The following is a 12,569-nucleotide window of genomic DNA, read 5'->3' as shown; positions in this document are numbered from 1 at the left end:
ATCGGCGGGCCCAGCCGGGTCGCGAGACCGGGCCGAGGCGCACGGCGGAGCATCGGCTTACTATCAATATCATAGCAACATGCCCTAGTACCAATTGCACTGGCGGCCCAAAAGGCTCAGATCGCCAGCAGCGCCCCCAGACGCGGCAGCGCCGCACAGGCGTTGGCCCGCGTGGCCTGTGCCAGCTCCGCCACCGGCATGCCGCGCAGCCCGGCCACCACCTCGGCGATGCGGGGCAGCTCGCCCGGCGCATTGCGCGCGGGCGGTGCGCCGGCGGCCCGCTGGGCGGCGGTCACGTAGAGCCAATGCGGAGGAATGTCGGGGGCATCGGTCTCCAGCACCAGCGATTCGAGCGGCAACTCCGCCGCCAGCCGGCGCAGCTGCAGCGCGCGGTCGAACGTGACCGCCCCGCCGAAGCCGAGCTTGAAGCCCATGGCGATGAACGCCTGGGCCTGCTGCAGACTGCCGTTGAAGGCATGGGCGATGCCGCCGCGCACCGGCCGCTCGCGCAGGCCCTTGAGCACCTTGTCCGACGAGCGCCGCACGTGCAGGATCACCGGCAGGTCAAAGCGCTGCGCCAGCTGCAGCTGCGCCCGGTAAAAGCGCTCCTGCCGCGGGCCGTCCAGCGTGGGCACGAAGTAATCGAGGCCGATCTCGCCGATGGCGACCAGGCGCGGGTCGGCGTGGTGGGTCTGCAGCGCCCCGGCCAGCGTGTCCACATCGCCATCGCCCGCGCGGCCGGTGAACAGCGGGTGGATGCCGAGCGCGTAGCTGTCGCCATGCTGGTGCGCCAGGCGGCGCACGGCGTCCAGGTTGCCCAGCTCCACCGCCGGCAGCACGCAGTGCGCGACACCGGCGCGCGCGGCCTCGGCGCGGACCTGGGCCAGGTGCGCGGGCCCGGCATGCGCCTCGAACTCGTCCAGATGGCAGTGGGTGTCGATCCAGGTGTGCATGCGCGGATGATGCCCGAGGCGGCAGGCCCTGCGGGCGCCATGGCCCGCTCCGATACGCCCTGTCACATGCGCGGCGGGCTTTTCCGTGCTACCGTGAACGCTCCGCCGCCGCCCGCCCGTGGCGCGCCCGCTTCCAGAGGTGTCAGCATGCCCAGGCCACCCCGCTACAGCAGCTCCCGCTCCGACCGCCGCAGCGCCCCCGAGGCGGCACCGCACCCGGCCGCACCGCGTGGCCCGGCCGGCGCCGCGCCACGCCCCGGCGCCGGGCGCTCGGCCGAAGCCGCGCAGACGCCCGAGGCCCTTTCCGCCATGGCCGCCCCCACCGGCGATCACCCCGTGCGCGCGGCCCCACGCCTGCACCAGCGTGCCCTGTGGGCCGCCATCGCCCTGCTGTCGGTGCTGCTGGCCGCCAGCGTCTGGATGGGCCAGCGCCCGTCCGCCCCGCCCATCACGCAAAAGGACATCGACGCCGCCGTGCTGCGCACGCTGGAGACGCAGCCCCTGCCCGCGGCCACGGCGCGCGCGGTGCAGACCATCGCGCCCTCGGTGGTGCGCGTGGTGGGCTACGCCCGCACCAAGAAGGGCAAGGAGGTCGAGCGCGGCATCGGCACCGGCGTGGTGATCCTGGACAAGGGCGTCATCCTCACCAACCTGCACGTGGTGCAGGGCACCACACGCGTGCAGATCACGTTCTCCGACGGCATGGAGGCCGGCGCCAGCGTCACCGGCGTGCAGCCCGAGAACGACCTGGCGGTGCTGCAGGCCCACAAGATTCCCGACGATCTGGTGGCCGCCCCGCTGCGCTCCACGCAGAACCTGCGCCCGGGCGATCCGGTGGTGGCGGTGGGCTTTCCGTTCGGCATCGGGCCCTCGGCCTCGGCCGGCGTGGTGTCGGGGCTGGAGCGCGAGTTCGACTCGCCCGAGGGCAAGCGCGAGCTGCAGCACCTGATCCAGTTCGACGCCGCGGCCAACCCCGGCAACTCCGGCGGGCCGCTGGTCACGCTCGACGGCGAGGTGGTCGGCATCGTCACCGCCATCCTGAACCCCACGCCCGCGCGCACCTTCATCGGCATCGGCTTTGCCGTGCCCATCGAGAACGCGGCGGCCGCCGTCGGCATGCCGCCGTTTTGAAGATGAACACCCCCCTGAGCGGCTGCGCCGCTTCCCCCCCGCTCTCGCAGCGCTGCGCACTGCGGGCAGGGGGACGACGCCAGCGCGGCGGGGCGGCCCTTGCGCGGCGTCTGCTGGCGCGGCCTGCTCCGTGGCCTTCGGAAGGGACAGCGCCCGCCAGTGCATGGGCCTTTGCACTTGCCGCCTCCTCGATAACGCATCAAAAAGGACAGCCATGGAACACGCCACACCGCACACCGCCACGCTGATGGAGCAGATCCTCTACGAGGTCAAGCGCGTCGTGGTCGGGCAGGACCGCTTCCTGGAGCGCGTGATGGTGGCCATGCTGTCGCAGGGCCACTTGCTGGTCGAGGGCGTGCCCGGCCTGGCCAAGACGCTCACCGTCAAGACCCTGGCCAGCACCGTGCAGGGCCAGTTCAAGCGCATCCAGTTCACGCCCGACCTGGTGCCCGCCGATCTGGTGGGCACGCGCATGTACAACCAGCGCACGGGCGAGTTCAGCACCACGCGCGGCCCGGTGTTCACCAACCTGCTGCTGGCCGACGAGATCAACCGCGCGCCCGCCAAGGTGCAGAGCGCGCTGCTGGAGGTGATGCAGGAGCGCCAGGTAACCATCGCGGGCGAGACGCACCGCGTGCCCGAGCCCTTTCTGGTGATGGCCACGCAGAACCCCATCGAGACCGAGGGCACCTACGCGCTGCCCGAAGCGCAGGTGGACCGCTTCATGATGAAGGTGCTCGTGGGCTACCCAAGCGAAGAGGAAGAGTTCGTGATCGCCCAGCGCGCGCTCGCACCCGCCGTGCAGGTGGCCGCCGTGGCCACCACCGGCCAGCTCGCCGCGCTGCAGGCCGAGTGCCGCACGGTGTACGTGGACCCGTCCCTGCTGCAGTACGCCGTGCGCCTGGTGGCCGCCACGCGCGCGCCGGCCCAGTACGGCCTGCCCGGCCTGGCCCCGCGCATCGCCTGCGGCGCCAGCCCCCGCGCCACCATCCACCTGGCCGAGGGCGCGCGGGCCCTGGCCATGCTGCGCGGGCGTGCCTACGTGCTGCCCGAGGACATGGCCGACCTCGCGCCCGACGTGCTGCGCCACCGCATCACGCTGTCGTACGAGGCGCTGTCGGACGGGCTGGACGCCGACGCCCTGATCGGCCAGCTCATGGCCCACCTGCCCGCGCCGCCCCGGCCCCTGCACCACGACGCCCAGGACGGGGCCCGCCATGAGCCGCAGCGCGCCTGACGCCGCCCCGCCGGCCGCAAACGCAGCGGCGCTGCCCGGCCAGGCCGAGCGGCTGCTGCGCCAGCTCGAGTGGACGGTGATCCGCCGGCTCGACGGCCTGCTGCAGGGCGACTACCGCACGCTGCTGCGCGGCGGCGGGCTGGACCTGGCCGACCTGCGCGAATACCAGCCGCACGACGACGTGCGCCACATCGACTGGAACGTGACCGCGCGGCTCGCCGTGCCGCACGTGCGCGTGTTCTCCGAGGACCGCGAGATGGCCGCGTGGTTTTTGCTGGACCTGAGCCCGTCGCTGGACTTCGGCCCGCCGGGGCAGGCCAAGCGCGACATCCTGGCCGGCTTCGTGGCCGTGCTGGCGCGCCTGCTCACGCGCCACGGCAACCGCGTGGGCGCCATGCTGTACGGCGCGGGTGCCGCGGCCGCCCCCTCCCCTGCGCCCGCCGGCGCGGTACGGGCCCCGGGCGTGGACGCCATCCTGCCGCCGCGCGCCAGCCGCGCCCATGTGCTGCACCTGCTGCACCGCCTGCTGCAGGTGCCCGGGCCCGCTGCGGCGCCGCCCGGCGCCACCGACCTGTCGCACCTGCTGGGCACGGCCCTGGGCACCGTGCGGCGGCGCTCGGCGGTGTTCGTGGTGTCGGACTTCATCACCGCGCCCGGCTGGGAAAAGCCCCTGGCCCAGCTCGCGCAGCGCCACGACGTCGTCGCCGTGCGCCTGCTCGACCCGCTGGAGCTGGAACTGCCCGACGTGGGCCTGGTCACCCTGCGCGACCCCGAGACCGGCGACCAGCTGCAGGTGGACACGCGCGACAAGGCCTTTCGCCACCGCTTCGCCCGCCTGGCCGCGCAGCGCGAGGCCGCCCTGCGCGAATCGCTCGCGCGCGCCGGGGCCGACACGCTGGAGCTGGCCACCGGCGACGACCTGCTGGACGCCCTGGTGCGCTTCATGGAGCTGCGCGGCCGCCAGCCGGCCAAGCCCGCCTACCGCGCCCCGGCCTCCCCCACCGTCGCGGGCGCTGCCGCCCGGGCCGCGTAGACAAAAAAGTAGGAGCCACCGCACCATGGTCTTTCTCTGGCCCACGTTCCTCTGGCTGCTGATCGCGCTGCCGGTGCTGGTGCTGCTCTATGCGTGGCTGCTGCGCCGGCGCCGGGCCACCGCCCTGCACTACCCCAGCCTCGCGCTGGTGCGCGAGGCCCTGGGCGCGCGCACGACCTGGCGGCGCCATGTGCCGCCCGCCCTGTTCCTGCTGGGGCTGGCCGCGCTGCTGCTGGCCGCGGCGCGGCCGCTGGCCGTCATCACCCTGCCCTCGCAGCAGCAGACCATCATGCTGGCCATGGACGTCTCGGGCAGCATGCGCGCCGCCGACGTGCTGCCCGACCGCATCACCGCCGCGCAGAACGCCGCCAAGGCCTTCATCGCCGACCTGCCGCGCCACGTGCGCGTGGGCGTGGTGGCGTTCGCCGGCAGCGCCCAGCTGGCGCAGCTGCCCACGCAAAATCATGAAGACCTGGTGAAGGCCATCGACAGCTTCCAGCTGCAGCGCGGCACGGCGACGGGCAACGGCATCCTGCTGTCGCTGGCCACGCTGTTCCCCGATTCGGGCATCGACATCGCCGCCCTGGGCGGGCGGCAGGCCATGCGCTCGCAGCCCATCGACGAGGTGGGCCGGGCGCAGGGCAGGAAGCCCTTCACGCCCGTGGCGCCGGGCTCCTACACCTCGGCCGCCATCATCATGCTGACCGACGGCCAGCGCACCACGGGCGTGGACCCGCTCGAGGCCGCCCAGTGGGCCGCCGACCGCGGCGTGCGCGTGTACACCGTGGGCGTGGGCACGGTGGCTGGCGAGACGATCGGTTTCGAAGGCTGGTCCATGCGCGTGCGCCTGGACGAGGACACGCTCAAGGCCGTGGCCCTGCGCACCAACGCCGAATACTTCCATGCCGCCACGGCGGCCGACCTGCAGAAGGTGTACGAGACACTCAGCTCGCGCCTCACGGTGGAGAAAAAGGAAACCGAGGTCTCCGCCCTGTTCGCGCTGGCCGGCGCGGTGTTCATACTGCTGGCGGCGGCGCTGTCGGTGTGGTGGTACGGGCGGGTCATGTAGAAGGCGTCTGCTTTTGAGGGCAGGCCTGCCCGTTGAACGCACCGGTGTGCCGACTGGAGCGCGGAGCTTCCGCTTCGCGCTGACAAGCCAATCTTCGCGTTTTACCTCGGTGCAAATCACGCCTCTCGCAAAATTGACTGTTGCAGTCAACGATCAGGAGGTGAGTCATGGGCTTGTGCTTTTCGACATCGGGCAGTGGTTCCAACCGGCATGGACCCAACATGGATTCGAGGACCCAGCATTTGCCTGCCGCGACTGATCGCAGTGCCCAGGCGCGCACAACGGGCCAAGGCGGTAACCATTTGAGTGGATTGAGTCCCCATCGACAGGGCACCTCCAACGCAGAAACTTCCGCTTTTCAAAGGCAACGCACCGCGGTACTGTCTTCCGCGCAGCGCCTGAGCCCATCCGACGCAAAAGCTGCAGTGACCGATGTCCTGAATTTCGTGCGGGACACTTACTACCGACCGAATCTGAAGTCCGGCAATAAGGTCAATGGAAACGGCGGGCCGGAAGAACAGGCCCGGCAGGAACAAGCCACGCTGGAGGTCGAACGCATTCGCGCCCAGCGTGATCCACTCCAGGCTGCCAAGCGAGGGAAGGCCCACCAGTGCCAGGAATTGGCGCTTCTGGCAGCGCATCACCTTGAAGAACGTGGACTGGCTGCGCAGATTCTTGAACTCGGCGGCGATGACCAAAGTGTTGCCCATGACGTTGCCGTCATCGGTCGCGCATCGAACCCCTTGCCTGCAGACATGAAGACATGGCCTGCAGACGTGTACGTGTGCGATCCATGGAGCAACATCGCATGCAGCGCGAGGGACTATCCCGCAGAGTTCACCCGCAAGATGAAGAAGTGGGAGGATGACGGCAAGTTGGTTGGCTATGCACCCGCAGGCTTTGTCTTACCGACCGATCAGCGGTGGGTGAACGACGTGCTGCACGGAGAAAAGGTGGTGGGCCAATGAGCTGTCTCATCCGAACTCCGGGAAAGCGGCTTTGTCTGAGAAGCGCCTGCAAAGCCGGTAGGCAGACCGATCTCATGAATGGAGTCGGCGACCATACCTCCCACAGCCCTACAGCGCAATCAGTACCAGGGCATTACGCTATCAATTAAATAGCAAATACCTTCACGCCGGGTTGTCGATCTCAATGAAGCGGTGGGCGATGCCCAGTTGCCCGGCCACCCGTTCGGCCACGGCGGGGGCGCCGTAGCGCTCGGTGGCATGGTGCCCTGCCGCGACGAAGGCCACGCCCGTCTCGCGCGCCAGGTGGGCCTGCGGCTCGGAGATCTCGCCGGTGATGAAGGCGTCGGCCCCCGCGGCGATCGCCCCCTCGAAATAGCCCTGCGCCCCGCCCGTGCACCAGGCCAGGCGGGTGATCGGTCGTCGCTCGGGCTGCACCAGCGTCACGGCGCGGCCGAGCACGCTCTCCACATGCCGGGCCAGGGCCTGCGCATCGGCGAACTGCGCGGGGCCCACAAAGCCCAGGTCCTGCTCGCCGAAGCGCGCATCGGCCGCCACGCCGAGCACGCGGCCCAGCTGCGCGTTGTTGCCCAATTCGGCGTGCGCATCCAGCGGCAGGTGGTAGGCGAACAGGTTGATGTCGTGGGCCAGCAGGCGCTGCAGCCGCTGCTTCATCCAGCCCGTCACGCGGCCGTCCTGCCCGCGCCAGAACAGGCCGTGGTGCACGAAGATCGCATCGGCGCCGTCCTCGATGGCCGCATCGATCAGCGCCCGGCTGGCGGTGACGCCGCTCACGATGCGCGCGATGCGCGCCTTGCCCTCCACCTGCAGCCCGTTGGGGCCGTAGTCCTTGAAGCGCTCGGGCTGCAGCAGGGCGTCGAACGCGCGCTGCAGGTCGTGCCGGGACACCCCGGGGGTGGCGATGCCGTGGGAGGGGGAAGCGATGGGACGGGTCATGGAACGATTGTGGCAGCGCGGCCATGGACTGGCCGCAAGGGGCAAGACCCGGTGGCCGCCCTGAAGGCTTCGGGCACCGGCAAGCCCCTTCGCGCACCCAAGACGCGAGCTGGACCATGGAATGTTCAATCGGCTTTCAGTACCGCCTGCCCATCCACACAACACCTTGAGCCCATGACTCGCATCCATGACAAATCCCAGAACCGGTATCGACCCGCAGAGCCCGTCATCCGGGCCTCTGGCAGCGCCAGCATCGTCGAGCTGCGCAGCACAAGCCCGACAAAAAGCACGCACTTCGGCACCATGAGCTTGGCGCCGCTGCCCGGCGCCCTGAAAGTGCTGACCATCGAAAACGCGAATCGAAGGCGATTCAGCGGCGTTGGCAGACAGCTTCTGGCCATGGCTGAGAACATCCGGCAGCAGCGGCAGTTGCCTTCCACCACCCTGCTCTGCCAAGACGAAGGCGCAGCCGAATTTTTCTTCAAAAAGGGGTTCAGGTTCTCAGGCCACGACGCAGAGGCCAAGAATGCGGCCATGCACGCACACCTTGATGCGCCCGATTCACCCATACCGGACGACTGCATTTTCTTGGGAGAGATGCGCAAGCCTTGAACGGGCGACCGGCATCCCGGCTATCGAGGGAAGCCGGGTTCTGGCCGAAGTCAGTCCCAGCACGCGATCAAGCGTTCGAGCAGCGGTTCCACCAGATGCTTGCCTCGCAATTGCTCTCGCCACCGCAATGGAATGGATTCCTCGCCATACAGCAGCCCGGCCCATCCCCCAGCGACGCACGCCGTGGTGTCCGTGTCGTTGCCAAAGCAGATCGCGCAGCGCACGCAATCCTCAAAGGTGCGGGTCCGAAGCACTGCGGCCACTGCGGACCAGAGGCAGTCCACCACATAGCCGCTTCCGGTTGGAGCGTCCAGGCGGCCATCCAGCAGAACCCGAAGCTCGCCTCTCTCCCCCTCGACGGTCATCTCTTCGAGACGGTCCTGCGCTCCGTCAAGTGCCTGGACCAGCGTGGAGCCTTCCAGCAGCCGTGCCGAAATCAGGGTGGCCAGAGAGCACGCGAGCAATGACCTGGCGTGCCCGTGGGTGGGAAGGCTCTGCCTGCGCGCGCGTTCAATGAGAACGCTGTCGTCGGCGGCGGGCAGCAAAGCGGCGGGAAGAACTCTCATGAGTGATCCATTGCCGTTGTTTCGCTCTTCATAGGGACCGCTCTGATGGGGAGGAACACCCCGCGCAAGGCGGGAAAGCGCCTCCTGCGTTTGGATTCCCACATCGAACACGCGACCATCGGGCGTCAATTCGGCCGAGGTCATCCAGGATTGCAAGCCCTCGGCCAACTGGGTCTCGATGGCCACATGCCCACCGAGAAGGACCTTGAGCAAATGCAGTGCTTGTGCGCCGTCATCGCTCCACGTGCCCGGGGGAACGCCTGGGTGCGCACGTTGAAAATGCGCTGGAGGCGCCATCTCGATGAGACCGGGCCGGGGCAACTCCGCTGCACTGGAGAATTCGTAAGGCACCCCCAGCGCATCGCCGACCAACAGGCCGTAGATCGCACCGCGAAGGCGCGATTTCCTGGAGGGCGGATGGGTTGGTATCGCGGGCATTCAGCGTGAATTTCGGCTTTGGATTGGATGTGAGCGTACATCGAGCGGTCGGCCATGGCCGGGACTGCCCTCTCATGCTTCCTCCGCCGCCGGATCAGAGCCTCATGCTCGCCGAATCCAGCCCCATACCTTCACCGTCTGAAGCGCAGAGTGAGACGGTAACCTGCTCATTGCGCCCGTTTGGTGCCTGAGCGCGAGCTCAAGGCTGTCCTTCAAAAGACTGGACGCCGTCAGGCAGGCCGACCCATTCATGACGGCGCCGTGTCCAGATCTGGCGCTGCGGTGTGCCGAGTTCCTGCCGTTGCTTCACCGTGCCGATCCGCAACGAGTAGGTTTGGGGGCTGTCCACATCGCACGCATAAAGCGAACTGCCGCACACCTCGCAAAACGCGAGTACGCGCTGGTTTCCGCTGGCCGCTGTCTTGATGTACGTGCGGGGCGTGCCCTTCACGAGCCGAAAACTGGACGCGGGCGCGGCGATGTTGGCGCGAAAGGCCGACCCTGACTGGGCCTGGCAATCGTCGCAGTGGCAGACGGTTGTCGTGCCGGGCTGAACTTGCGCTTCGTATTGGATTGCTCCGCAGTAGCACCCACCTTCGATCTTCATCGTCTACTCCTTGGTCTTGACGACCTCTTCTGGTTCCACCAATGGCGAAGCCAACAGCCCGTTCGTTGACGGCAGCCCCTCAGAGGAGCAAGCCTTCCGCATCAGGCCTTCGCCGCCGGCTGCCAGCCACGCGAGGCCAGCGGTACGAACCCGAGCGCGAAACCCAGCACGCCCATGGCCGCCACGTAGTGGGCGTTGGCCAGCACGTCGTGCTGCTGCCACAGCGTGATGAGGATGGGCGTGATGCCGCCGAACACCGCATAGGCCATGTTGTACGAGAAGGACAGGCCGGTGAAGCGCACCTCGGGCGGAAACGCCCGCACGCCCACGATCGGCAGCAGCGCGATGGAGCCCACGAACAGGCCGATCAACCCATAGTTGAACACCAGCGAGGCCGGCGTGCCCGGCAGGCCGGTGTAGAACAGGTAGGTGGTGACCACCAGCCCGCCCCAGCCCACCAGCATGACCGGGCGGGTGCCGAAGCGGTCCGTGGCCCAGCCGACGAGCACGCAGCCGATGGTGAGCGTGAGCGTGGCGACCGCGTTGGCCTCCAGCGCCAGCGTGGCGGGAATGTGGAACACCTTCTGCAGGTAGGTCGGCGTGATGAGCACCACCACCACGATGGCGGTGGACAGCACCCAGGTCATCAGCGCCACCAGCAGCATGGCGCCGCGGTGATCGCGCAGCACGGTCTTGACCGGCAGCTCGCGCGCCACGGCGCGGCGCGCAGCCAGCTCCTGGAACACGGGCGTTTCGTGCAGGAAGCGCCGCAGGTACACCGACACCAGGCCGAACACGCCGCCCAGGATGAACGGAATGCGCCACGCGAATTCCTGCACCTCGGCGGGCGCGTAGCTGCGGTTGATGCCGATCGCCACCAGCGACCCGAGCAGGATGCCGCCCGTGATGCCGGCCGTGAGCGTGCCCACGCCCAGGCCGTAGCGATTGGCGGGCACGTGCTCGGCCACGAACACCCAGGCCCCGGGCATCTCGCCGCCGATGGCCGCGCCCTGCAGCACGCGCATGGCCAGCAGCAGCAGCGGCGCCGCCACGCCGATGCTGGCGTAGGTGGGCAGCAGGCCGATGACCAGCGTGGGCACGGCCATCAGGAAGATCGACAGCGTGAACATGCGCTTGCGGCCCAGCTTGTCGCCGAAGTGGGCAATTATGATGCCGCCCACGGGACGCGCCAGGTAGCCGGCGGCGAAGATGCCGAAGGTCTGCAGCTGGCGCAGCCAGTCGGGCATGTCGGCCGGAAAAAACAGCCCGCCCAGCACGGCGGCGAAGAAGACGTAGATGACGAAGTCGTAGAACTCGAGCGTGCCGCCCAGGGCGGACAGGCCCAGCGTCTGGTAGTCGTGGCGGGTGAGCGGGCGGCGGGGCGCAGCGGCCAGGGCGCCGGCGGCGGGGGAAGGAGAAGTCATGAACAGGTTCCGGAGAGATCGATGGCGGGACTGCGCGGCACCGCGGGCGCGGTGCGCGGCCGGCGTTCAGCAGGCATTCCGGATGGGGCGTGTTGCAGGCGGCGGGGCCGGTGGGCCGGGCCGCGCGGGGAGAACGGGACAGGGGGTGCGGTGGCAGTCGCTGCGGCATTTTAAGGGTTTGCCCTGAGCGGCCCGCCTGCGGGGCTGACCCCGGGCTGACGGCCCCACGGCTTGGTTCGCCCAAGGTCCGGCCCAAACTGGCGACAATCGCCTTTCCCCCGGTTTTCATCACTGCCCACCATGAAGCGCTTTTGGCTGCTGTTTTCCCAAACCGTGACGGTGCTCGTCGCGGCCTATTTCGTCGTCGCCACCCTCCAGCCGGACTGGCTGCGGCGCGGCACGACGCGCAGCGGTGCGGGGGTGGCCCTCATCGAGGCGCCCGGCACCCCGGCCGCGCCCCCCGCCCCCGGCAGCTTCGCCGCAGCGGCACGCAAGGCGGCGCCGGCGGTGGTCAGCATCAACACCAGCAAGGCCGTGCGCCACCCGCGCAGCAACGACCCGTGGTTCCAGTTCTTCTTCGGCGACCAGGGCACGCAGCAGGCGCAGACCGGCCTGGGCAGTGGCGTGATCATCAGCCCGGACGGCTACATCCTGACCAACAACCACGTGGTCGAGGGCGCGGACGAGATCGAGGTCACCCTGACCGACAGCCGCCGCACGCGCGCCACCGTGATCGGTACCGACCCGGACACCGACCTGGCCATCCTGAAGGTGCAGTTGGACAAGCTGCCCGTGATAGTGCTGGGCAACTCCGACCAGCTCGCCGTGGGCGACCATGTGCTGGCCATCGGCAACCCGTTCGGCGTGGGGCAGACGGTCACCAGCGGCATCGTGAGCGCGCTGGGCCGCAGCCAGCTGGGCATCAACACGTTCGAGAACTTCATCCAGACCGACGCGGCCATCAACCCCGGCAATTCGGGCGGCGCGCTGGTGGACGTGAACGGCAACCTGATGGGCATCAACACCGCCATCTACTCGCGCTCGGGTGGCAGCATGGGCATCGGCTTCGCCATTCCCGTGTCCACCGCCAAGCTGGTGCTGGACGGCATCGTGAAGGACGGGCAGGTCACGCGCGGCTGGATCGGCGTGGAGCCGAACGAGCTGTCGCCCGAACTGGCGCAGACCTTCGGCGTGAAGGCCTCCGAGGGCGTGATCATCACGGGCGTGCTGCAGGACGGCCCCGCCGCCCGCGCCGGCATGCGCCCGGGCGACGTGATCGTGCAGGTGCAGGACAAGCCGACCGCCAGCGTCTCCGCCCTGCTCACCGCCGTGGCCTCCCTCAAGCCCGGCACGCCCGCCACGTTCCAGCTGCAGCGCGGCGATTCGCAGGTGGAGCTGGAGGTGGTGCCCGGAACCCGGCCCCGGCCGCAGCGGGCACCTCAGCCACAGCGTTGAAGAGGCGTTGTCCCGGGGGCTCCGCCGCGGGACACGATTGAAACGGATGGGTGATGGATGGGCCTTGCGGGCGGCCCATGGGTAGCACCGTGGTCTTGAAGGCTCGCCGGCGCGACGTGAAC

Annotated in this window: 12 protein-coding genes; 7 read left to right on the top strand and 5 right to left on the bottom strand. The window is 69.2% G+C overall.

The features are described 5' to 3' along the window. Positions 1-116: 116 nt before the first annotated feature. Positions 117-953 (bottom strand): TatD family hydrolase, encoded by an 837-nt coding sequence (locus AVMA1855_RS13875; protein WP_284405158.1) that lies wholly within the window; start codon positions 951-953, stop codon positions 117-119. A gap of 147 nt (positions 954-1,100) precedes the next feature. Here AVMA1855_RS13875 and AVMA1855_RS13870 point away from each other — a divergent pair, with 147 nt between their 5' ends. The 5 genes from AVMA1855_RS13870 (at position 1,101) to AVMA1855_RS13850 (ending at position 6,391) form a co-directional block, all read left to right on the top strand. Beyond that, entirely contained in the window at positions 1,101-2,084 is a 984-nt protein-coding gene (locus AVMA1855_RS13870; protein WP_284426145.1) for a S1C family serine protease, read from the top strand. A 214-nt stretch (positions 2,085-2,298) separates the two neighbouring features. Then, positions 2,299-3,321 carry an AAA family ATPase gene (locus tag AVMA1855_RS13865; protein ID WP_272567651.1) on the top strand — a complete coding sequence of 341 codons (1,023 nt, stop codon included), beginning with the start codon at positions 2,299-2,301 and terminating at the stop codon, positions 3,319-3,321. Further along, positions 3,302-4,354 carry a DUF58 domain-containing protein gene (locus AVMA1855_RS13860; protein ID WP_284426144.1) on the top strand — a complete coding sequence of 351 codons (1,053 nt, stop codon included), beginning with the start codon at positions 3,302-3,304 and terminating at the stop codon, positions 4,352-4,354. Before AVMA1855_RS13865 ends, AVMA1855_RS13860 begins: the two co-directional genes overlap by 20 nt. Before the next feature lie 25 nt (positions 4,355-4,379). Then, on the top strand, positions 4,380-5,423 hold the full coding sequence (locus tag AVMA1855_RS13855) for a VWA domain-containing protein (protein WP_284426143.1): 1,044 nt from the start codon (positions 4,380-4,382) through the stop codon (positions 5,421-5,423). A gap of 221 nt (positions 5,424-5,644) precedes the next feature. Further along, on the top strand, positions 5,645-6,391 hold the full coding sequence (locus AVMA1855_RS13850) for a hypothetical protein (protein WP_284426142.1): 747 nt from the start codon (positions 5,645-5,647) through the stop codon (positions 6,389-6,391). Between the two features lie 162 nt (positions 6,392-6,553). On the opposite strand, the gene AVMA1855_RS13845 is transcribed toward AVMA1855_RS13850, so the two are convergent. Continuing rightward, positions 6,554-7,345, bottom strand: coding sequence for a Nif3-like dinuclear metal center hexameric protein (locus AVMA1855_RS13845; RefSeq protein ID WP_284426141.1), 792 nt, complete (start codon positions 7,343-7,345; stop codon positions 6,554-6,556). A 174-nt stretch (positions 7,346-7,519) separates the two neighbouring features. Here AVMA1855_RS13845 and AVMA1855_RS13840 point away from each other — a divergent pair, with 174 nt between their 5' ends. Next, on the top strand, positions 7,520-7,957 hold the full coding sequence (locus AVMA1855_RS13840) for a GNAT family N-acetyltransferase (protein ID WP_284426140.1): 438 nt from the start codon (positions 7,520-7,522) through the stop codon (positions 7,955-7,957). Positions 7,958-8,007: 50 nt separating this feature from the next. Here AVMA1855_RS13840 and AVMA1855_RS13835 read toward each other — a convergent pair whose 3' ends face one another. From AVMA1855_RS13835 to AVMA1855_RS13825, 3 genes are all read right to left on the bottom strand, one after another. After that, positions 8,008-8,961, bottom strand: a complete 954-nt coding sequence (locus AVMA1855_RS13835) for an ADP-ribosylglycohydrolase family protein (RefSeq protein ID WP_284426139.1) — start codon at positions 8,959-8,961, stop codon at positions 8,008-8,010. Between the two features lie 199 nt (positions 8,962-9,160). Beyond that, positions 9,161-9,568: a GFA family protein gene (locus AVMA1855_RS13830; RefSeq protein WP_272551375.1), complete on the bottom strand. Its 408-nt coding sequence runs from the start codon at positions 9,566-9,568 to the stop codon at positions 9,161-9,163. A gap of 101 nt (positions 9,569-9,669) precedes the next feature. After that, positions 9,670-10,992: an MFS transporter gene (locus AVMA1855_RS13825; RefSeq protein WP_284426138.1), complete on the bottom strand. Its 1,323-nt coding sequence runs from the start codon at positions 10,990-10,992 to the stop codon at positions 9,670-9,672. A 300-nt stretch (positions 10,993-11,292) separates the two neighbouring features. On the opposite strand from AVMA1855_RS13825, the gene AVMA1855_RS13820 reads away from it, so the two are divergent. Beyond that, a complete protein-coding gene (locus AVMA1855_RS13820) occupies positions 11,293-12,447 on the top strand; it encodes a S1C family serine protease (RefSeq protein WP_284426137.1) in 1,155 nt (384 codons plus the stop codon). Positions 12,448-12,569: the final 122 nt, after the last annotated feature.

The sequence above is a fragment of the Acidovorax sp. SUPP1855 genome, assembly GCF_030158955.1.
GTDB lineage: Bacteria > Pseudomonadota > Gammaproteobacteria > Burkholderiales > Burkholderiaceae_C > Paracidovorax.
The sequence above is the reverse complement of the archived record's forward strand: the minus strand, read 5'-3'. Positions and strand labels throughout refer to the sequence as shown.

Excerpts from the sequence above, each read along its gene's own strand:
- AVMA1855_RS13875 (WP_284405158.1), bottom strand. The coding sequence starts at position 953 with ATGCACACCTGGATCGACACCCACTGCCATCTGGACGAGTTCGAGGCG.
- AVMA1855_RS13870 (WP_284426145.1), top strand. The coding sequence starts at position 1,101 with ATGCCCAGGCCACCCCGCTACAGCAGCTCCCGCTCCGACCGCCGCAGC.
- AVMA1855_RS13865 (WP_272567651.1), top strand. The coding sequence starts at position 2,299 with ATGGAACACGCCACACCGCACACCGCCACGCTGATGGAGCAGATCCTC.
- AVMA1855_RS13860 (WP_284426144.1), top strand. The coding sequence starts at position 3,302 with ATGAGCCGCAGCGCGCCTGACGCCGCCCCGCCGGCCGCAAACGCAGCG.
- AVMA1855_RS13855 (WP_284426143.1), top strand. The coding sequence starts at position 4,380 with ATGGTCTTTCTCTGGCCCACGTTCCTCTGGCTGCTGATCGCGCTGCCG.
- AVMA1855_RS13850 (WP_284426142.1), top strand. The coding sequence starts at position 5,645 with ATGGATTCGAGGACCCAGCATTTGCCTGCCGCGACTGATCGCAGTGCC.
- AVMA1855_RS13845 (WP_284426141.1), bottom strand. The coding sequence starts at position 7,345 with ATGACCCGTCCCATCGCTTCCCCCTCCCACGGCATCGCCACCCCCGGG.
- AVMA1855_RS13840 (WP_284426140.1), top strand. The coding sequence starts at position 7,520 with ATGACTCGCATCCATGACAAATCCCAGAACCGGTATCGACCCGCAGAG.
- AVMA1855_RS13835 (WP_284426139.1), bottom strand. The coding sequence starts at position 8,961 with ATGCCCGCGATACCAACCCATCCGCCCTCCAGGAAATCGCGCCTTCGC.
- AVMA1855_RS13830 (WP_272551375.1), bottom strand. The coding sequence starts at position 9,568 with ATGAAGATCGAAGGTGGGTGCTACTGCGGAGCAATCCAATACGAAGCG.
- AVMA1855_RS13825 (WP_284426138.1), bottom strand. The coding sequence starts at position 10,992 with ATGACTTCTCCTTCCCCCGCCGCCGGCGCCCTGGCCGCTGCGCCCCGC.
- AVMA1855_RS13820 (WP_284426137.1), top strand. The coding sequence starts at position 11,293 with ATGAAGCGCTTTTGGCTGCTGTTTTCCCAAACCGTGACGGTGCTCGTC.